Origin of the sequence: Streptomyces sp. NPDC001373, assembly GCF_042895815.1 — a bacterium.
Classification (GTDB): domain Bacteria; phylum Actinomycetota; class Actinomycetes; order Streptomycetales; family Streptomycetaceae; genus Streptomyces.
Genome location: NZ_JBIAWQ010000007.1, coordinates 67,479 through 87,433, shown reverse-complemented (window position 1 = coordinate 87,433; position 19,955 = coordinate 67,479). Strand labels below are relative to the sequence as shown.

Sequence of the window (19,955 nt, the reverse complement as noted above, 5' to 3'; positions counted from 1 at the left end):
GCTCGGGCGTGCCCCGCCAAGCCTCCGGCCCCGCCTCGGCGGGCCCTGTCAGTGGGTGGGTGCACACTGACGGGAAACCTGCCGTATCAGGACAAGGACGTCCGGAGGTGTCGGCCATGACCGACGTGCTGCTGCTCGCTGGGACCCGCAAGGGGCTGTTCATCGGCCGGCGCCGGGGCGCGGGCCCCTGGGAGTTCGAGGGACCGCACTTCAACGCCCAGGCCGTCTCGGCGGTCGCCATCGACGCACGGGGCCCGGCGGCCCGCCTGCTGGTCGGCGGGGACAGCTCGCACTGGGGACCGTCGGTCTTCACCTCCGACGACCTCGGTGGCAGCTGGCAGGAGCCCGCCGCGCCCGCCGTGAGGTTCCCGAAGGACACCGGCGCCTCCCTGGAACGGGTCTGGCAGCTGCACCCGGCCGGCCCGGAGGCCCCGGGCGTGGTCTACGCGGGGACGGAACCGGCCGCCCTGTTCCGCTCCGTGGACCGGGGCGGGTCCTTCGAGCTGGTCCGGCCGCTGTGGGAGCACCCGACCCGCTCCGCGTGGGTGCCGGGCGGCGGCGGCGAGGGGCTGCACACGGTGATCACCGACCCCGCCGACCCGGCCGCGGTGACGGTGGCGGTCTCCACCGCCGGGGTGTTCCGCACCCGGGACGGCGGCGCGAGCTGGAGCCCGTCCAACCACGGGGTCTCGGCGGTGTTCCTGCCCGACCCGAACCCCGAGTTCGGCCAGTGCGTGCACAAAATCGCCCAGGACGCCGGGAACCCGGACCGGCTCTACCTCCAGAACCACTGGGGGGTCTACCGCAGCGACGACGCGGGCGCCGAGTGGACCGACATCGGATCCGGCCTGCCCTCCGACTTCGGCTTCGCCGTCGCCGCCCACCCGCACCGCCCGGACACGGCGTACGTCTTCCCGCTGAACGCCGACTCCGACCGGGTCCCGGCCGGGCGCCGCTGCCGCGTCTTCCGCACCCGCGACGCCGGCGCCACCTGGGAGCCGCTGGCCAAGGGGCTGCCCGACGGGGACCACTACGGCACGGTGCTGCGCGACGCCCTGTGCACGGACGACGCGGACCCGGCGGGCGTCTACTTCGGCAACCGCAACGGCGAGCTGTACGCCAGTGACGACGACGGCGACAGCTGGCGGCTGCTGGCCGACCACCTCCCCGACGTGCTCTGCGTCCGGGCCGCCGTGCTGCCCTGAACCTCCCGCGCAAGGGTGCCCGCGTCTGGGAGGCTGGCGGGCATGAGCGCGCACGAGTCTCCGGAACTGCGGCAGTTGACCCGGCCCGAGGAGGTCTCCCCGGAGCTCCGGGAGGAGCTCGTCGACTGCTGGGAGGCGGTGGTCAACTCCGGCGGCGCGGTCATCGCCGCCGAGTTCCCGCTGCCTCCCGTGCGCCGCTCCCATGTGGCCCCCGTGGTCGACGGGCTCGTCCGCTCCCTCGACCCCGACCTCGGCAGGCTGCTCGTCGCCACCGTCGGCGGTGCGCTCGCCGGCTGGCTGGTCGTGCGCCGCGACCGCCACCCGCTCGTCGCGCACCGCGGGGCGGTCAACCACGTCCAGACCCTCCCCCGGCTGCGCGGCCGCGGGATCGCCACCGCCCTGATGAACCGGGTCCCGGCCCTCGCCCGGGAGGAGATGGGCCTGGAACGGCTGGCCATCGCCGTCCGGGGCGGCCTCGGGCTGGAGGACTTCTACCGCGGGCTCGGCTGGGTGGAGGTCGGCCGGTGGCCGGGCGCGCTGCGGGTCGCGCCCGGCGACGACCGGGACGAGATCCTGATGAGCCTCGTCCTCTGACAAAAATGCCCCGCGGGGGTTACGGTCTTATGACCGTTCGCCGGCACCGGTACGCATTCCTCGACGGAGAGGAACAGCTGGGATGAGCAACGACCCCTCGTACAGCGACCCTTCGCACGACGCCCCCCTGTACCTGGAACCGAGGCTCGCACCGCGCGCGGCGGCCCTCCTGGAATCGCCGGCGCTCCTGCACACCCTCGTCGACGCCCTCGGATCCCCACTCAACGTGATCCTGCCCGACCAGATCGCCGACAACGTCCGCGGCTTCCGCGCGGTGTTCGCCCGTCACCGGCTCGCCGGACGCGTGTTCTTCGCGCACAAGGCCAATCGCTCCAGCGCCCTCGTCCGCCGGCTCACCACCACCGGAGCGGCCCTCGACGCCGCCTCGCTCACGGAGTTGCAGCACGCCCTGGGATCCGGATTCGCCGGAGCCGACGTGATGGCGACCGGCCCCAAGGACCCCGAGTTCCTCTGGCTCGCCGCGCGCAGCGGGGCGCTCCTCAACGCCGACGGGCCCGGCGAGCTGGAGCGGGCGGCTGCCGTCGTGCGCGGGCACGGACTGCCGCGCCTGCGCGTGCTGGTGCGGCTGTCCGGCTTCGAGGCCGCCGGGGCCCGGCGGCTCTCACGCCGCAGCCGCTTCGGCACCTCCGTGAAGTCCCTGCACCACCTGCTCGACGTCCTCGACCGCCACCGCGCGGAACTGGAGCCCGTCGGCGTCGGCTACCACCTCGACACCACCAGCGTGGAGGAGAAGGCGACGGCGCTCGAGGGCTGCCTGCACGCCATGGAGGAGCTGCGGATCCGCGGCCTGCGGCCGACGGCGATCGACGTCGGCGGCGGCTTCGGTGTCGGCTACCTGGCCCACGCCGCCCAGTGGGAGCGCTACACCACCGAGCTCACCCGCGCCGTCATGGGCACACGCCCGCCCCTGTCCTGGGGCGGCCACGGCTACGGACTGCGCGCCGAGAACGGGACGCTCCGCGGCGCGCTGGGCCTCTACCCGGCCCACCGGCCCACCGTCGGCCCCGGATACCTCGACGAACTGCTCGCGCATCCGGCGCCCGGGCTGGGCCGCCCGCTGGGCACCCTGCTCCTGGAGGGCCTCTACGACCTCTACGCCGAACCGGGCCGTGCCCTGGCCGACCAGTGCGGGCTCACCCTCGGCAGGGTCCTGGAGGTGCGGGACTCCGACGGCGGGGAGAAGCTGGTGCGCCTCGCGATGAACGCCGGCGACGTCGGCCTGGAGGACCACGGGGTCCTCGTGGACCCCGTGGTCCTGCCCCGCAGCCCGGCCCCGCCCGACGCGGGGGCGCCGGTGGCGGTGCACCTCATGGGCAACCTCTGCCTGGAATCGGACCTGATCACCCGCCGGACCGTGTTCCTGCCCCGGCAGCCGCGCCCCGGCGACCTCCTCGCCTTCGCCAACACCGCCGGCTACTGCATGGACTTCGGCGCCACCCGCGCCCAGGGGCAGGCCGTCGCGCGCAAGGTCGCCGTCCACGAGGCGGAGGACGGCGGCTGGCAGTGGTGCCTGGACGAGCAGTACTGGCCGCTCACACGGACGGGGGAAGCCCAGGGATGAGGTACGACAGCATCACCGAAGCGATCGGCGGGACACCGCTGGTCCGCATCGACCCGGCCGTGCACGGCCTGCGCCACATCGACCTCTACGCCAAGCTGGAGATGCTCAACCCCTTCGGCTCGCTCAAGGACCGGGCCGCCTGGAACATGACCCGCGCCGCGCTCGCCGGCGCCGCCGAGCGCGGCGAGACGGTCGTCGAACTGTCCAGCGGGAACACCGCCAAGGCCCTGGCCCTCATCGCCGGACTGCACGGACTGCCCTTCAAGAGCGTCACCAACCGGATGCGCATACCCGAGGTCAAGGACCTGCTCCTGCTGCTCGGCGCCGAGATCGAGGAGCTCCCCGGCCGCAGCGAGTGCCTCGACCCCACCGACGAGGACGATCCGCTGACCCTCTTCCACCGGCAGCTGAACCTCCCCGGCAGCGCCCATCTCCACACCGACCAGTACTTCAACCCCCGCAACACCGAGGCCCACGCCTCCGGGACCGGCCCGGAGATCATCGCGGACCTGGACGGCCGGGCCCCCGACTGGTTCGTCGCCTGCGTGGGCACGGCCGGTTCCTCCACCGGGGTGGCGCGGGCGCTGCGCGCGCACGACCCGAAGGTGCGCGTCCTCGGCCTGGTCGGCGAGAAGGCCGACTTCATCCCGGGCATCCGCACCATCGACGAGGTGCAGGAGGTCGGCATCTTCGACCCGGCCACCTACGACACCCTGGAGCCGGTCACCTCCGACGAGGCGATCGAGGGGATGCTGACCCTGCTGCGCCGCTGCGGACTGCTCGCCGGACCGACCGGTGGGGCCGCCTACTTCGGCGCGGTCCGCCATCTGCGGGAGCTCGACGCCGGGCTGACGGAGCGCAGGACGGCGGTGTTCATCGTCTGCGACCGGGTGGAGAGCTACACCGGCTACGTCCGCCGACGCCGCCCGGACCTCCTGGGGCTGCCGCCCGTCCGGAACTCGGTCGCCACCCTGACCGAGGCCGAAGCCGCCTCGGCCGCCGTCATCGGCGTCGACGAGGCCCGCAGGTGGATGGCGGAGCGCGACCCGCTGGTGGTGGACCTGCGCGGCCCGTTCGCGTACGCCGCGCTGCACATCGAGGGGTCGGTGAACATCGTGGACGAGCTCTTCGACGAACTCGTACGGGGCGGGCTGCCGTTCGGCCGAAGCCGGCCGGTGCTGCTGGCCTGCCCGGTCGGCGAGAAGTCGGCCCTGTACGCGGCCCTGCTGACCCGCATGGGCCACCCCGACGTCCGCAGCCTGGCCGGCGGGATCATCGCCTGGCGGGACGCCGGCGCTCCCCTGGTGCGTGACTGACATGGCCGCCCCCGCCGCCGAGCTGGCGGCGCTCGCCGACTGGCAGCGCCCGCTGCGCGCCCAGTTCCCGATCATCGGGAGCAACCCGGACCTGGTCTACCTGGACAGCGCCGCCACCTCCCAGAAGCCGCAGCCCGTCCTGGACACGGTGCAGGCGTACCTGACCACGTCCAACGCCAACGCGGCCCGCGGCTCCTATCCCTGGGCCAACACCACGACGGCGCTGGTGGAGGGCGCCCGGGAACGGGTCAAGCGCTTTCTGGGCGATCCGGATCCGGAGCGGTCCTCGGTCCACTTCACCAGCGGGACCACGGAAGGGCTGCGGACGGTGGCGCGGGACTGGTTGCCTGCCCTGCTCGTCGACGGCGACGAGATCGTCGTCCCGTTCGCCGACCATCAGGCGAACCTGTCCCCGTGGCTGGAGGCCCGGGACCTGCTGGCCCGCCAAGGGGTGCGCGTACGAGTCCGGGAGCTGCCGTACCAGGCGGCTTCCGGGGACTACGATCCGCGGGCGCTCGCGGCGGTGACCGGGCCGCGGACCCGTTTCGTGGCCGCCACCCACGTCCACCACGTCTACGGGGCCGACATGAACGTGCACCGGATCCGCCAGGTGGTCGGGCCACAGGTGCCGATCTGTCTGGACGCGGCGCAGAGCATCGGCCACCTGCCGGTCTCGGTGGCCGGCCTCGACGTGGACTTCGTGGTGTTCTCCGGCCACAAGGCGATGGCCCTGCCCGGGTCGGGCGCGATCTGGGCCCGCGGGCTGCGCGGCCCGCGTTTGCGGCCCGGCGGCTGGAGCGGGACCCCGAACACGGCCGGGATAGCGAGCCTGGCGGCGGCCCTGGACTGGCTGGACGCCGCCGGCACCGGCCGGATCGAGCGCTGGACGGTGGCGCTGACCGCGCTGCTGACCGACGGGCTGGACCGGCTGGACGCCTACGAGGTGCTGGGCTGCCGGACCAGCCTGGCGGCCGGGTCACGGGCCCAGCGGCGGCGCAGCCTGGTCACGTTCCGCCATCGGGGGATCGACTCGCGGGATCTCGGGTTCATCCTTTTCAGTCACGGGTTCATGGTGCGGACGGACGGCCACTGCCAGGCCGGAACCGGTGCGCGGGAGGGCTCGGTGCGCGTCAGCCTGCACGTCCACAACACCCCCGAGGAGGTGCGACGGCTCCTCGCCGCCCTCGCCAGTCTGGAATGATTTCCATGAGCGGGTTGCGGCTTCGGCGACGGAGGCAGTGCGAGCGGCATGGGTGCGGGCATGGGTGCGGGCGCGGGTGTGAGTACGGGGACGGCGGCGCGCTGGGTCGAGCGCTGGGAGCGCCAGCAGCAGTTGTACGCGGTCGACCGCGAGGAGAGGTTCGCCGTCATCGCGGACCTCGTCGAGCATGTCGCGGGCGGCCGGCCGGCTCCGCTGGTGCTCGACCTGGGCAGCGGCCCCGGGTGCCTGGCCGCCCGGCTCGCCGCCCGCCTGCCGGGCGCCGAGGTGGTCGCGGTCGACGCGGACCCGCTGCTGCTGGAACTGGGCAGCGCCCACTACGGCCGGGCCCTGCGCTTCGTCAACGCGCTGATCGGCGAACCGGGCTGGCTGGACCGGCTGGGTCTGGACCGGACCGCGGACGCCGTGGTGTCGACCACCGCCCTCCACTACCTGGGGGAGCGGACCCTGCGCCGGGTGTACGGGGAGCTCGCCGGGCTGCTGCGGCCGGGCGGGATCCTGGTCAACGGCGACCACATCAGCCCGGACTCGGCCAGGATGTCCGAACTCGCCCGGGACGTCGGGCGCCGTCACGCCGCACGCCATGCCGTGTGCGGACACGAGGAGGACTGGGAGTCCTGGTGGTCGGGAGCGGCCGGCGACCCGGAGCTGGCCCCCCTGCTCTCCCACGGCGGGGAGGGAGGGCGGGCGCCGTGCGAGGGCAACGACCTCACGGTGTCCGGCCATGTCGCGCTGCTGCGCGAAGCGGGGTTCACGGACGTGGGGGCCGTCTGGCAGGTCGGCCCGAGCCACGTTCTGGCCGCCGTCCGCTGACCGGCGGGCTCGGCCGCCGGCCGCGGGGGGTTACGGAAGGCGCCAGTCGACGGGTTGGCCGCCCTCGCGGGTGAGCAGCTCGTTGGCCCGGCTGAAGGGGCGCGAGCCGAAGAAGCCGCGGTCCGCCGACATGGGCGAGGGGTGCGCCGACTCGATCGCCGGGAGGCTGCCGAGCAGCGGCCGGCAGTTGCGGGCGTCGCGGCCCCAGAGGATGGACACCAGCGGCGTGCCGCGGGCGGCGAGCGCCCGGATGGCCTGCTCGGTGACCTCCTCCCAGCCCTTGCCCCGGTGCGACCCGGGCTTGCGCGGCGCGGTGGTCAGGGCCCGGTTGAGCAGCAGCACGCCCTGCCTCGCCCACGGGGTCAGGTCCCCGTTGGAGGGCCTGGGCAGCCCCAGGTCCGTGTGCATCTCCCGGAAGATGTTCTCCAGGCTGCCCGGCACCGGCTGCACCTCGGGGGCGACCGCGAAGCTCAGCCCGATGGCATGGCCGGGTGTCGGGTAGGGGTCCTGTCCGACGATCAGTACGCGGACGTCGTCGAAGGGCTGCTGGAACGCGCGCAGGACGTTCGCCCCGGACGGGAGGTAGGTCCGGCCGGCCGCTATCTCGGTCCGGAGGAAGTTCCCCATGCCCGCGATGCGGTCCGCGACGGGTTCCAGGGCCTTCGCCCAGCCCGCCTCGACAAGTTCGTTCAAGGGTCGTGGTGCCACGCTGCGTCACTCTACTGGGTCACACTGACAGGCCGTTACCGGCACGTTCCGTCGACCGCCGCTTGCCGTCCGTCAGTTGATCCGCTTGAAGTGTGTATGACATTCAACGGATAAATGAGGACAGATGCCACCTCGGCGGGCCCTGCCCGAACACCTGCTTCCGATAAGCCAGTAGCATGCGGCGCCATGAGCTCCCCCACTGGGCCCGCAAACGGCCTGCCCGTACGAATGCCGCGACCCCGCCAGACCGGACGGCACCGCCGGCCCGAGCCCGCGGTGGCGCCCGAGGGCGCGCCCGCGCTGGTGCTCGCCGTGCCCGGTGCCCCCTCGGCGGCCTCCCGGAGCCTCGCCGAGGAGATCATCAGCATCGGCCGCTCCGAGCTGCCGGGCCTGGAGGCCCGGATCGGATACCTGGAGGGCGAGGACACCGAGGACAGCGAGTTCCCCTCGCTGTCCGGCGTGCTGAGCGCCGTCGCCGAGGAGCGGACCGTGCGTGCGGAGTTCGCCCGCGCCGCCGGCCACGAGGTGCCCGCGCCGACCGGTCCGGACGCCGTGGTCGTGCCCCTGCTCGCCGGACCGGACGCCGACCTGCTGCGCCGGATGCGCCAGGCACTGATGGACTCCTCGGCCGCCGCCGAGCTGGCCGACGTCCTCGGCCCGCACCCGCTGCTGGCCGAGGGCCTGCACGTGCGCCTCTCCGAGGCCGGCCTGGCCCGCGCCGACCGCGCCCGCCTATTCACCGTGGCCACCGCCGCCGACGGCATCATCCTGGCCACCACCGGCGGCGAGGAGGCCGTCCAGGCCGCCGGGATCACCGGCATGCTGCTGGCCGCCCGGCTCGCGGTGCCCGTGATGGCCGCCGCGCTGGACCAGGAGGGTTCCGTGGCCGCGGTCGCCGCGGAGCTGCGCGGTGCGGGCGCGGTCCAGCTCGCGCTGGCGCCCTACCTGATCGGCCCGGAGGCGGCCGACGGGCTGCTGGACACGGCCTGCAAGGAGGCCGACTGCGCCACCGCCGAGGTGCTCGGCGCCTACCCGGCGCTCGGCAAGCTCGCCGTCGCCCAGTACAGCGCGGCCCTGGGGATCCAGCTGGGCGCGCCGGCGCAGTAGGAGCACGGGAGGAGGGCCCGTCCGCTTCCGGGCGGGCCCTCTCCCCGCTGCGCCGGCGCCCGGTCCGCCCCTCCGGCCGCCCGCCGCCCCTGTCCGGCGGCGGAGTTCAGCCGAGGACCACGCAGGAGGCCGCCGGTGCGGGCGTCGAGCCGGCCCGGACCGGGCGGCCGGTCCGGGGGTCCACGTCGAACCAGGTGACGTCTCCCGAGCGCTCGTTGACCGCGTACAGGCGGCGTCCCGCCGGGTCCGCGGCGAGGTCGCGCGGCCACCGGCCGCCGCAGCCGACGATGCTCGTGGAACGCGGCTCCTCGGGGCCGCCGGCGAGCGAGAACGTGACCAGGGTGTCGGTCCCGCGGACCGCCGCCCAGACGAAGCGGCCGTCGGGCGAGACGATGATCGCCGAGGGATAGGCCCGTACACCGTCCAGGCCGCCCGCTGGGGCGACCGGGACCTCCCGGACCGGGTCGAGCAGCCCCGAGCCCGCGTTCCAGCGGCAGACGGTCAGCAGCGGTTCCAGCTCGTGCAGGACGTACGCCACCCCACCCGACGGGTGGAAGGCGAGGTGGCGCGGGCCCGTCCCGGCGCGCAGCGGGGCCACCGCGTGGACGCGCGGCCCGCCGGTGGCCGGGTCGGGCGCGAGGACCCGCACCTCGTCGGTGCCGAGATCCACGCCGAGCACCCAGCGGCCGGAGGGGTCGGGCAGCACCTGGTGGGGGTGCGGCCCCGCCTGGCGGTCGGCGTCGGGGCCGGAGCCCTCGCACTCCAGGACCGAGGCGGGTGCCGAGAGGCCGCCGTCGTCGGCGAGCGGCAGGCTGCTGACGCTGCCGGAGGCGTAGTTGGCGGTGAGCAGCCTGCGCCCGGCCAGGCAGAGGTGGGTGGGGCCCGCGCCGCCGACCGCGACGGGGGCGCCGAAGGGGGCGAGCCCGCCGGCGGTGGGGCGGAAGGCTCCCGCCGCGCCCCGGTCGGCCTCGCTGACCGCGTAGAGCACCCCCGCGCCCCGGTCGAGCGCGAGGTACGAGGGGTCCGGCAGGGAGCCCTCCGCCGAGAGGGGGGCCAGCGCCCCCGTGGCCGGATCCACGGCCGCGGTGATGACACCGCGGCCGCCCCCCGAGGTGAACGAGCCGATGTAGGCCCGGTGTTCGCCGCCGTGGTCCGTGCTGTGCGCGCCGCCCACCGGTGCCCCTCTCCGCCGTCCCGGATCCGTTCCGAGCCGACCGTAACAGAAGGTCTAGACCAAGTCCCGCCCCCAGGCCCGTTCCTGCGCGCCCTCGTGGTGCACGTACGCGGTCGCGCTCGGCCGGTCCTCGTAGGTCCGGTGGAAGACGGGGGTGGCGGCGCCGGAGATGGGCGGGACGATCCAGGACCAGTCCGCGCCCACCGGGCGGCCCTTGCTCTCCTCGCGCTCCAGGTGCGAGAGGAACCGGCGGGACTCGGTGTGGTGGTCGGCGATGGTGACCCCGGCCCGGTCGAAGGAGTCCAGCACGGCCCGGTTGAGCTCGACCAGGGCCCGGTCCTTCCAGAGCGAGCGGTCGCTGGAGACGTCCAGGCCGAGCCTGCGGGCCACGGCCGGGAGGAGGTGGTAGCGGTCGGTGTCGGCGAGGTTGCGGGCGCCGATCTCGGTGCCCATGTACCAGCCGTTGAAGGGGGCGGCCGTGTAGTGGATGCCGCCGATCTCCAGGCACATGTTGGAGATGGCCGGAACGGCGTGCCAGCGCAGCCCCCAGTCCGACCAGTCGTCCCGCTCGTCGGGGTGGCGGATCGGCACCTCCAGCACCGCGTCGGCGGGGGTGTCGAACCAGCGGGGCTTGTCGTCGACGCCCTGGACCACCAGGGGGAGGAGGTCGAAGGGGGTGCCCGGGCCGCCGGCCCAGCCGAGGCGCAGCAGGGCCTCGGTGAGTGGTCTGTTGCGGGCGTCGCCGACGGTTATCGACGGGTGGTCCCCGTAACCGGCGTAGCGCACCAGCTGCTCGCTCCAGATCAGCGGGCCCGGCCGGCCCGGGGCCTCGGGGGCGAAGACCGTGATCGTGGGCCGGACCCGGCCGCCGTTGGTGGCCTCGCGCAGGTGCTCGAAGCACTCGGCGGCGATGTCCTCGGCGTCGGTCAGCCCGCGGCGGTCGCGGACCCGCAGCGAGTTCCAGTAGAGCCGGCCTATGCAGCGGTTGCTGTTGCGCCAGGCCACACGGGCCCCGTGGACCAGCTCCTCGGGGGTGTGACGGTAGGTGCCGGTCTCCGCGAGCTCGGCCCGTACGGCGGCGAGCCGGGCGCGCGGATCACCGGCCTGCGGATTCTCCCGGTGGAAGAGCCGGATGAACTCCTCGGCTTCCTCCCACACCTGAGCCTCGCTCGAGTGCTTCTGCAGAATTTCCATTCCGGGCGGTTACCCCCTGTCCGGACAGATCCACCCTGTACATGCCGGATGAATGTGCAGTGACCAATCACCCGTTGTACATGCCGCAGGTCAGCACCGGGCCCCTGGCGCCGACGGAACACCCCTCCGAGTGATCTTCAAGCGTTGGCCTGCGGTGAGGCGGTGGGGTGCCGTACCATCCCCGGAATTCCGGGAGTCGGGGCCCCGGCTGTCGGCGGGCGGGCCGGGTCAGCCACAGGGGCGGCTCATGAACAGCGCCTGCTCCCCCGCTGCCGGCGTGCCGTCGTAGAGGGCGACGTCCAGGCCGCAGAGGGTGAATCCCATCCGCCGGTAGGCGTGCACGGCGGGGGCGTTGACCGAGCTGACCTCCAGCCACAGGTGCGCGGCGCCCCGTTCGCGGGCGAAGCCGGCCGCGAGGTCCATCAGGGCCCGGCCTATGCCGCGGCCACGGTGGGCCGGCGCGACCTCGATGTCCTCGACGATCAGGCGCCGGTTCCAGGAGGCGTAGCGGACGGCGGCGAACCCGCAGAGGGCGCCGCCGTCGAGGGCGACGAAGGTCCGGGCGTTCCCGTCCCCTCCTTCTTCCCCTTCTCCCCCTTCGTCGCCGCCTGACCCGCCCGGCTCCTCGGACGGGAAGACCTTGTGGAGCGGCGGGTCCACCGGCACCTCGCGCAGGGCGAACCCGCTCTCGGAGCGGTCGACCTCGAAGACGGTCGGGGTGCGGAAGGAGCCGTCGAGGGCCTCGATGGCCGCCCGGTCCCCGGGGCGGGCGGTGCGGAACTCCACGGTCGGGGCGCCTGGGGTCGTCATGTCCCCGACCGTACCGCCGTCCCGACGCGCGCGGGGGCGCTTCGTCAGGCGGTGACGACCAGCGGGGCGCGGGGGTCGGTGCGCAGCGGGGTGGCGAGGGCGGCCAGGGCCGTTTCGAGGCCGTGCAGGTGCGCCAGGGCCGGTTCGGCTCCCGCGGGGCCGGCCGGGGTGGCTGGGGCGGCGCCCTCCGCCGCGCCCTGCGGGGCGGTGAGCGCCTCCACGGCGGCCTCGACCCGCCAGCAGGCGGCGGCGAGCCGGGCATCGTGGGAGGCCTGGGGGTCGGCGGCGACGGAGACGAGCCCGCGCACCTCGCGGGCGCAGTCGTCGAGCAGGGCCAGGACCTGGCGGGCGCGGGCCTTGCGGGCACGCAGCGGGCTCAGCGGGTGGACCAGGGGCGCGAGCGCCATCCGGACCCGGGCCAGGAGCAGGTCCAGTTCGGCGGCGTGCGGGGCGGGGTCGGCGTCGGGGTCGCCGGCGAGGCGGTCGAGGGAGGCCGCGGTGGAGGCCCGTACACAGTGCAGGGCGCGCTGGATCCAGGCGTCGTTGGCGGCGTGCGTGGTGACCGGAAGGATCAGGGTGACGCCGAGGACCGCGCCGAGCGCGCCGGCGGCGGTCTCCTCGAAGCGCAGGAGCAGCAGCCCGGGGTGGAGCACACCGAGGAGCCCGTAGAGCAGCCCGGCCATCACGGTGACGAAGAACATCATCCAGGAGTACGAGGGGGCGGCCGTGTAGAAGATGCCGAACACGCAGACGGCGACCAGGGCGGCGGTCGGCGCGGGGGCGCCGTGCAGGGGTACGGCGACCAGCAGGCCCGCCGCGATGCCCACGACGGTGCCCAGGACCCGGCGGAAGCCGCGGACCAGGGTCTCGCCGCGCGAGGCGGTGTTGACGAAGATCCACCAGGCGGTGCCGACGGCCCAGTACCAGCGGTCCTCGGACAGGAACTGGCCGACGGCGAGGGCGAAGGCACAGGCGGCGGTGGCCTGGAAGGCCTGGCGGGTGGTGGGCCGGGCGAGGCCGGTGCCGGGCAGCGGCGGCGGGGCGGCGGCCGGGGGCGTACGGCGCTCGATGGGCCACAGCACGAACCGGACGGCCCCGGCCGACAGCAGCGCCAGGGCGACGGCGGCGAACAGCTCGGGCAGCTGGGCGGGCCGGGCGTGCAGGAACTGGGTGACGAAGAACATCATGAAGCCGAAGACGCCGAGGGCGTGGCCGCGCGGCCCCCACCGGCGGGCGTAGACCCCGGCGAAGACGACGGCGAGCCAGGCCGCGTCGCGCACGGGCGGCATGCCGTGCAGGGAGGTGGCCAGGACCAGGACGGGGAAGCCGGCGACGGGCAGCAGGGCGGTGGTCACCCGCTGGGCGCGAACGTCCGCGTCGAGGACGGTGAACAGGGCGAGCAGGGCCGCGAGCCCGCCGGTGATGGAGGCGATGAGCGAGAGCCCCGCCAGTTCGGCCGTGGCGACGGCGAGGCCGGTGCCGATCACCGCGCGCGTCGAGTTCCTGAGTCTGGTGCGCCCCGGATCCGGAGCCGTGAACATCCTCTTCATCGGCGGTGTGCCGCCCCCCTCGGAGTGGTGCGCGCCGGGCCGGTGTCCGCCCGGGGGTGGTGGGCGGCGTACGGGCACGGCGAAGGCGCCGCGCTCCGGTCCGGCGTCGTTGCCGGCCGGCGCTGCGCGGCGCCGAAAGTACATGGATACGACACAGATAAGCATCCGCAGGGGCATTGGCTCAAGGCGGGCTCCCCCCGCTGGGCCATTGGCCCAGTTCCCCGCGTGCGTTTCCGGCCGCGGGCGGGCCAACGGACGCCGGTGTGCCGGGTCGTCCGCATCGGTCCCGGGACGTGCCGGGTGGCGGGGCTGCGGCGCCGGTGGCCACGATGGACGCATGAGCGGCGGAGCGGCGGACGTGCTCATCGCGGGCGCGGGCCCGGTGGGGCTGACGGCGGCGGTGGAGCTGCGCAGGCGCGGGGTGTCCTGCCGGATCGTGGACCGGCTGCCGGCCCGGCTGCCGTACGCGAAGGCCGTGGGCGTCCAGCCGCGCACGCTGGAGCTGTGGGACCGGACGGGCCTGGTCGCGGACGCACTGGATGTGGCGGTCCCGCTGCGCGGGCAGCTGGTCTACGTCGACGGCGAGGAGCGGGAGCCCGTGCGAATGGCACTGCCGCCGGAGGTGCCGTACGGGTTCGCCGCGCTGCCGCAGTACGAGACGGAGCGGATCCTGGAGGCCTTCCTGGCCCGTTTCGGGACCGGGATCGAGCGGGGCACGGAGCTGGTGTCCTTCACGCAGGACGGCGACGGGGTGACTGTCCTGTTGACGGGACCGGACGGCGGCGAGGAGCTGCGGACCCGGTACCTGGTGGGGTGTGACGGGGCGCACAGCACCGTCCGCAAGGGGCTGGGGCTGGCGTTCGGGGGCGGGGCCTTCCCCGAGGAGTACATGCTGGCCGACGTGGAGGTCGGCTGGGACCTCCGGTACGGGTACGCGGTCCGGGCGGTGCACCACGACGCCGACGGGCGGATCGACGACCTGCTGGTCTGCGTCCCGCTGCCCGGGCCGGGGCGCTACCGGATGTCCATGCCGGTGCCGCCGGAGCTCTCCACTGCCGCCGCGCCGGCGGAGGGCGACGCGGTGGCGCACGGGCTGGAGGGCTCCCGGGCCCCCGCCCTCTCCGACGTGCAGGCCGTGCTGGACCGGATGGCGCCCCGGCCGGTGACGGCCTCCGCGATGCGCTGGTCCTCGGTGTTCCGGATCAGCCACCGGATCGTGGACCGCTACTCCGACGGGCGGGTCTTCGTCGCCGGGGACGCGGCGCACATCCATCCGCCGACCGGTGCGCAGGGAATGAACACCGGCATCCAGGACGCCTGGAACCTGGCCTGGAAGCTGGCCCTCGCCGTCGGCGGCCGCGCGCACCCCGGGCTGCTGGCCAGCTACGACGCCGAGCGCCGGCCGGTCGGCGAGGAGGTCGTCGGCCGGACCGTGCGCCACGCCCGCCGGACCCTCGGGGCGGCCGACGAGGAGACGGATGCGCTGCTGCGGGAGGCCCAGCTGCTGGTCGGCTACCGCGGCAGCCCGGTCGTCCTCGGCCCCGCCCCGGGGGCGGCCGACGGCGCCGGACCGGGGCCCGGCGACCGGGCGCCCGACTGCGGCGGGCTTGCCGGGGAGATCCCCGCCTATCCGCTGCGGCTCCACGACCTGCTGAGGGACCGCGAGCACGTGCTGCTGGTGTACACCGACGGCGCGTGGGACGCGTACGTTCCCGGACTCGCCGCACTGACGGGCGGGTCGCCGGCGGGGCGGCTCACGGCGTACGCGGTCCTCACCGAGGGCGGGACCGCGCCCGCCGGGGCCACGCCTCTGCCGGTGTACCGCGACGCGCGGGGCGAGTTCGCCCTGCGCTACGGGGTGCGGGAGCCGACCGCCTTCGTGGTGCGCCCGGACGGCTACCTGGGGGCGCGGCTGTGCCCGCCGACCGCCGAGGGGCTGGCCGGCTACCTCGCGAAGGTCTTCTCCTGAGAGGTGTCCCCGGTCGGCTCGGTCGGGACGCACAGGACCGGGACCGGGGAGAGGTGCAGGAGCTTGTGCGGGGTCGAGCCGAGCAGGGCGCCGCGGATCGGGCTGTCGCCCCAGGTGCCGACGATGATGACCCGGGCGCGGTGCCGTTCGGCGGCGGCGAGCAGGGCCTGGGCCGGCCGGTCGTCCATGACCTCGACGGTCGAGGGGACCCCGGCCTCGTCGGCGGCCTCGACGGCCCGCGCGAGCGCGCTGCGGCCCGCCTGGAGGACGGCCTCGCGGTGGGCGCGGTACTCCTCCCCCGCGGCGCCGGGTACGGCGGCCCCGTAGACGAGGACCAGCGGTTCCCCGAAGGCGGAGGCCACCTCCAGCGCGACGCGCAGGGCGCGCTCCGCGCCGGGGGACTCGTCATACCCGAGGACCACGGACATCCGGACCTCCTCGGTTCTTCCGGCCGCGGACGAGGGCCGGGTCGACCACGCCCCGGCGCTCCTGCCAGAACCTGCCGTCGCGGACCCTCCAGAAGCACATGAGGAGCACGCCGGCCACCGCGATGCCGATCCCGATGACCAGGGGCGGGCCGAGGCCGAGCCAGGAGACCCCGCTGGCCGAGTTCCCCGGGTCGGACATGTCCCCGACGGACTCCACGAGGAGCCAGGCGAGCAGCCCGGCGCCGACCAGCGGGCCGAGGCCGATGAGCACGAAGTTGTGCACGTTCGCCAGCAGGTGGCGGCGGTAGTAGACCACGCAGGCCACGCCGGTGAGCGCGTAGTAGAAGGCGATGAGCAGCGAGAGCGCGGTGAGGGAGTCGAGCAGGGCGTTCTCGCTGATCCGGTTGACGGCGAGGTACCAGGCGATGGCGATGGCGGCCACCCACCAGGTGCTGACGTCGGGGGTGTGGAAGCGGTGGTGGATGTGGGCGAGGTGCGGGGGCAGGGCGTGCCGGCGGGCCATGGACAGGGCGGTGCGGGAGGCCGGGATGATCGTCGTCTGGGTGGAGGCGAGGGCGGAGGTGCAGACGGCGAGGAGCACCATCCAGTCCCAGCCGCCCATCACCTCCTGCGCGAGGACGGCGAAAATCGCCTCCTCCTCTCCGGCGTTCTCGGCGAGGAAGGCGGTCCCGGCGTAGGCCACGATGGCGAAGCCGACGGCCAGGTAGGTGACGAGCAGGATCAGGGTGGACCAGATGCCGGCCTTGCCGGGAGCGGTGGCCGAGTCCTCGACCTCCTCGGTGAGGTTGACGGCGGACTCCCAGCCCCAGTAGATGAACACGCCGAGCAGCAGGCCGCCGGTGAGCGCGGCGCCGCCGGCGCCGAAGGGGTTGAGCCAGGTGACGGACGGGTGGATCCCGCCGAGGGTGCTGGTGCCGGCGTAGACCCGGTAGAGGGCGACGACGGCGAAGACCAGGAGGAAGAGGACCTGGGCGAGGATGAGGATGTCCTGGAAGTGCGCCGACACCTCGGTGCCGATGACGCACATCGCGGTCATCGCGAGGATCACCACGACGGCGAGGGTCTGGCGGACCACGGTGTCGGCGGCCAGGCCGTCGAGGCCCGCGGCGAGGAGCCCGAAGTGGACGGCGACGTCGGCGAGGGAGCCGATGACGAGGACGCCGGTCATGGTGATGGCCCAGCCTCCGAGCCAGCCCGCCCAGGGGCCCATGGCGCGGCTCACCCACGAGAAGGTGGTGCCGCAGTCCTGGTCGACCTTGTTGAGGTAGTAGAAGGCGGCGGCGATGAGCAGCATCGGTACGAAGGAGGCCAGCATCACGCCCGGGGCGTAGATCCCGACGAGGGCGACGATCGGGCCGATGACGGCGGCCAGGGAGTAGGCGGGCGAGGTCGAGTTCAGGCCGATGACGAGCGCGTCGAGGAAGCCGATCGCGTTGGCCTCGAGGGTGTCCTCGCCGGAGTCGGCGTCGGGGAGGCTGCCCTCCGGTCGGCCGCGGTCGCCCTGGTCCATGTACGCATGGTCACGCGGGGGCCGGGGGTGCGCGAGGCGGCACGGGTCGTCCGGGTGGCTGCGGCCGGCGCCCCGGCGGGGGCGTCGGCCGGGGGCTGCACCGGCACCCGGAGAGCGCCTTGCCGCCGCGGGACGGGGTGGTGCCGGGCCACGGCACCCCGCCCGGGCACGCCTGCGCGGCGGCCCTGGACGCGCTGTGCCGGGCGCTGCCGGGGCCGTCGGGTGCCCCGCGGGTGGGTCCGGCCGGGCGGGGCCTCAGGGGCGGGTGTTCCAGCCCGCCACCACGGGGAGGCCGTGCTCCGTGGAGAGCACGCTGACGGTGCCGGTGCGCAGCAGGAAGAGCCGACCGTGTGTCGGGGGCAGGCCGAGGTACCGGGCGGTCAGGACGCGCAGGAAGTGGCCGTGGGCGACGAGGACGACGTCGCCCCCGTCGGCGCGGAGCACCTCGTCGGCCCGGGCCAGGACCCGGTCCGCGCGGGCACCGACCTGCTCGGCGCCCTCGCCCGGGTGGCGGGTGTCGCCCGGCGGGACGCCGTCGGTCCACAGCGACCAGTCGGGCCGGGCCCGCTGGATGTCGGCGGTGGTGACGCCCTCGTAGCCGCCGTAGTCCCACTCGTGGAGGTCGGGGTCGGGGATCCGGCCGGAGAGCCCGGCGAGTTCGGCCGTGGCCACGGCCCGGCTCAGCGGGCTGGTCAGCACCAGTGCGGGGTGCCGGTCGCGGAAGTAGGGGGCCAGCGAGAGGGCCTCGTCGGCCCCGCGGGCGGTCAGCGGGACGTCGGTGAGCCCGGTGTGCCGCCCGTTGGCGCTCCACGCCGTCTCGCCGTGCCGCACCAGCAGAAGATCACTCATGCCCCGGACCCTACGGGGTGGGCGCTCGCGCCCGGCATGCCGGACCGGTGGAGCGGGGCGGGCGTGTCCTTGTCGGGTGTCATGGACGTGCGCGCGTGCGGGCGCTGACCCTCCTGCTGCTGGTGCCGGCTTGGGTGACCGGGCTGGTCAAGGCGGTCAGCCTGCTGGCCCTGGGGCCGTTGTTCACCGCCATGCAGACGGGCCACGTGCTGTTTCTGTCGTTCGGGTTGGCCGGCTGTCCCTGCCGTCCTTCTCGGTGGGGGCGGTGTGCGCGGCCCGGCCGGAGGGGCGGCGCAGGCCCGGGGGCGGCCCTGGTTCGCGCCCCGGCGCCGACCCGCCGAGCAGGCCCGTCATGGAGCGGAAGCCGGTCCCGGAGGCCGGCGCGGACAGGTGCCCCGCGCAGCCCGCCCGCGAACATGGAGGCCACCGCCCGCGCCCGCCGCCCCCACGCCCCCGTTCCGTACCCGAAGGCACGTCTCTTCCGGATCTTGCGGGTCAGGCCGGATCCGGAAGAGACGGCCTAACGCGTGGCGCCCGGCCGTCCCGCGCGGAAGCGGGCCTGGGCCTCGGAGAGGTCCACCACCGGCTCGGGGTAGTCGTACCGGGCCCGCTCCCCGGCGGGCAGCCGCCAGGGTTCGTGGACGCGGGGCGCGGGCAGGGCGGCCAGTTCGGGGACCCAGCGGTGGACGTAGCGGCCCTCGGGGTCGTACCTCAGGCCCTGGCGGACGGGGTTGAGGACCCGGTTGGGGCGGGTGTCGGTGCCGGTGCCGGCCACCCACTGCCAGTTGAGCTGGTTGTTGGCGAGGTCCCCGTCGACGAGGAGGTGGAGGAAGTGCCGGGCTCCGGTGCGCCAGTCGGCGTAGAGGGTCTTGGCGAGGAAACTGGCGGCGAGCAGCCGGCCCCGGTTGTGCATCCAGCCCTCGTGGCGCAGCTGGCGCATGGCCGCGTCGACGACCGGGTAGCCGGTGCGGCCGTCCTTCCAGGCCTGGACCTCCTCCTCGGCGTCGCGGCCGGTGCGCCAGCGGTCGTGGCGGGCGCGGTAGTCCTCGGCCGCGGCCGAGGGGCGGGCGGCGAGGACCTGGTGGTGGAAGTCGCGCCAGCACAGCTGCCGGACGAAGGCATCGGCGCCGGGGCCGCCGGCGGAGCGGGCGCGCTGCACGGCCTCGACGGGCGAGAGGGTGCCGAAGTGCAGGTGCGGGGAGAGACGGGAGGTGGCGTCGGCGGCGAGGTCGTCGTGGGCGTCCTCGTACGCGGCGATGCCGGAGCGCAGCCAGCGGGTCAGCAGCCGGCGGGCTTCCGCCTCCCCGCCGCGCGCCAGGCCCGGAGAGGTCCCGGTGACGGCGGAGCGGCGGGGCGGGTCCTCGGATCCGATGCCGTCGGGGACGCGGACGACGCGTGGGGCGGCGCCCGCCTTGCGCGTCGGCAGCTCGCTCCAGCGGCGCAGGTACGGGGTGAAGACGGCGAAGTGGTCGGAGCCCGGGCTGCCGGGGAGGACCGCGCCGGGGGCGACCGCCGTGACGACCGCGTCGTGCGCGTGGAGGCCGGCGCCCTGCGCCCGCAGAGCCGTGCGCAGGCGCCGTTCGCGGGCCTGGGCGTAGCCGCTGACCCCGGCGGCGAGGTGGACCTCGGAGGCGTCGGCCTCCCGGGCGAGGGTGCAGACCTCCTCGACCACGTCGCCGGAGCGCAGGACGAGGCGGCCGCCGCGCTCGCGCAGTCCGGTGTCGAGGTCGGCCAGGCAGTCGGCGAGGAAGGCCGTCCGGTTCGGCACGGCGAAGCCGGCGCGCTCGACGGCCCGGTCGCGGACGAAGAGCGGCACCACCCGGTCGCAGGAGGCCAGGGCGGCCCGCAGCGGCGGGTGGTCGTGCAGGCGCAGGTCGCTGGTGAACAGGACCACGGCGGTCTTCAC

The 19,955-nt window shown here is 75.0% G+C and carries 18 protein-coding genes; 9 read left to right on the top strand and 9 right to left on the bottom strand.

Going from position 1 to position 19,955, the window contains the following annotated elements:
- Positions 1–116: 116 nt before the first annotated feature.
- From ACFY15_RS17930 to ACFY15_RS17905, 6 genes are all read left to right on the top strand, one after another.
- Complete coding sequence (locus ACFY15_RS17930; protein WP_390686652.1) at positions 117–1,205, top strand: WD40/YVTN/BNR-like repeat-containing protein; 1,089 nt, start codon at positions 117–119, stop codon at positions 1,203–1,205.
- A gap of 42 nt (positions 1,206–1,247) precedes the next feature.
- Positions 1,248–1,799: a GNAT family N-acetyltransferase gene (locus tag ACFY15_RS17925; RefSeq protein WP_390686653.1), complete on the top strand. Its 552-nt coding sequence runs from the start codon at positions 1,248–1,250 to the stop codon at positions 1,797–1,799.
- An 82-nt stretch (positions 1,800–1,881) separates the two neighbouring features.
- Entirely contained in the window at positions 1,882–3,381 is a 1,500-nt protein-coding gene (locus tag ACFY15_RS17920; protein ID WP_390825759.1) for a Y4yA family PLP-dependent enzyme, read from the top strand.
- On the top strand, positions 3,378–4,697 hold the full coding sequence (locus ACFY15_RS17915) for a pyridoxal-phosphate dependent enzyme (protein ID WP_390686655.1): 1,320 nt from the start codon (positions 3,378–3,380) through the stop codon (positions 4,695–4,697). The genes ACFY15_RS17920 and ACFY15_RS17915 overlap by 4 nt, the downstream gene beginning before the upstream one ends.
- Position 4,698: 1 nt before the next feature.
- Positions 4,699–5,898: an aminotransferase class V-fold PLP-dependent enzyme gene (locus tag ACFY15_RS17910; protein WP_390825818.1), complete on the top strand. Its 1,200-nt coding sequence runs from the start codon at positions 4,699–4,701 to the stop codon at positions 5,896–5,898.
- Positions 5,899–5,946: 48 nt separating this feature from the next.
- Positions 5,947–6,729, top strand: a complete 783-nt coding sequence (locus ACFY15_RS17905) for a class I SAM-dependent methyltransferase (RefSeq protein WP_390825758.1) — start codon at positions 5,947–5,949, stop codon at positions 6,727–6,729.
- A 30-nt stretch (positions 6,730–6,759) separates the two neighbouring features.
- On the opposite strand, the gene ACFY15_RS17900 is transcribed toward ACFY15_RS17905, so the two are convergent.
- Complete coding sequence (locus ACFY15_RS17900; RefSeq protein WP_390825757.1) at positions 6,760–7,437, bottom strand: uracil-DNA glycosylase; 678 nt, start codon at positions 7,435–7,437, stop codon at positions 6,760–6,762.
- A gap of 186 nt (positions 7,438–7,623) precedes the next feature.
- Here ACFY15_RS17900 and ACFY15_RS17895 point away from each other — a divergent pair, with 186 nt between their 5' ends.
- On the top strand, positions 7,624–8,544 hold the full coding sequence (locus ACFY15_RS17895) for a sirohydrochlorin chelatase (protein WP_390686658.1): 921 nt from the start codon (positions 7,624–7,626) through the stop codon (positions 8,542–8,544).
- Positions 8,545–8,650: 106 nt separating this feature from the next.
- Here ACFY15_RS17895 and ACFY15_RS17890 read toward each other — a convergent pair whose 3' ends face one another.
- From ACFY15_RS17890 to ACFY15_RS17875, 4 genes are all read right to left on the bottom strand, one after another.
- Complete coding sequence (locus ACFY15_RS17890; RefSeq protein ID WP_390825756.1) at positions 8,651–9,718, bottom strand: lactonase family protein; 1,068 nt, start codon at positions 9,716–9,718, stop codon at positions 8,651–8,653.
- A 54-nt stretch (positions 9,719–9,772) separates the two neighbouring features.
- On the bottom strand, positions 9,773–10,912 hold the full coding sequence (locus tag ACFY15_RS17885) for a nitric oxide synthase oxygenase (protein ID WP_390825755.1): 1,140 nt from the start codon (positions 10,910–10,912) through the stop codon (positions 9,773–9,775).
- Between the two features lie 228 nt (positions 10,913–11,140).
- Entirely contained in the window at positions 11,141–11,722 is a 582-nt protein-coding gene (locus ACFY15_RS17880) for a GNAT family N-acetyltransferase (protein ID WP_390686661.1), read from the bottom strand.
- Between the two features lie 44 nt (positions 11,723–11,766).
- On the bottom strand, positions 11,767–13,272 hold the full coding sequence (locus ACFY15_RS17875; RefSeq protein ID WP_390825754.1) for an FUSC family protein: 1,506 nt from the start codon (positions 13,270–13,272) through the stop codon (positions 11,767–11,769).
- Between the two features lie 337 nt (positions 13,273–13,609).
- Between ACFY15_RS17875 and ACFY15_RS17870 the strand changes: the two genes are divergently transcribed.
- A complete protein-coding gene (locus ACFY15_RS17870) occupies positions 13,610–15,241 on the top strand; it encodes an FAD-dependent monooxygenase (protein ID WP_390825753.1) in 1,632 nt (543 codons plus the stop codon).
- Here ACFY15_RS17870 and ACFY15_RS17865 read toward each other — a convergent pair.
- From ACFY15_RS17865 to ACFY15_RS17855, 3 genes are all read right to left on the bottom strand, one after another.
- Positions 15,217–15,669, bottom strand: coding sequence for a universal stress protein (locus ACFY15_RS17865; RefSeq protein ID WP_390686664.1), 453 nt, complete (start codon positions 15,667–15,669; stop codon positions 15,217–15,219). The two genes, ACFY15_RS17870 and ACFY15_RS17865, sit on opposite strands and share 25 nt — an antisense overlap.
- Positions 15,647–17,200 (bottom strand): APC family permease, encoded by a 1,554-nt coding sequence (locus ACFY15_RS17860; protein ID WP_390686665.1) that lies wholly within the window; start codon positions 17,198–17,200, stop codon positions 15,647–15,649. Before ACFY15_RS17860 ends, ACFY15_RS17865 begins: the two co-directional genes overlap by 23 nt.
- Positions 17,201–17,455: 255 nt before the next feature.
- The gene (locus ACFY15_RS17855) at positions 17,456–18,049 is read right to left on the bottom strand and encodes a histidine phosphatase family protein (RefSeq protein WP_390686666.1); all 594 of its coding nucleotides are present in this window, start codon (positions 18,047–18,049) and stop codon (positions 17,456–17,458) included.
- A gap of 17 nt (positions 18,050–18,066) precedes the next feature.
- Between ACFY15_RS17855 and ACFY15_RS17850 the strand changes: the two genes are divergently transcribed.
- Positions 18,067–18,573, top strand: a complete 507-nt coding sequence (locus ACFY15_RS17850; protein ID WP_390825752.1) for a DUF1275 family protein — start codon at positions 18,067–18,069, stop codon at positions 18,571–18,573.
- Here ACFY15_RS17850 and ACFY15_RS17845 read toward each other — a convergent pair.
- Entirely contained in the window at positions 18,570–19,955 is a 1,386-nt protein-coding gene (locus ACFY15_RS17845) for a cryptochrome/photolyase family protein (protein WP_390686667.1), read from the bottom strand. The genes ACFY15_RS17850 and ACFY15_RS17845 overlap by 4 nt on opposite strands.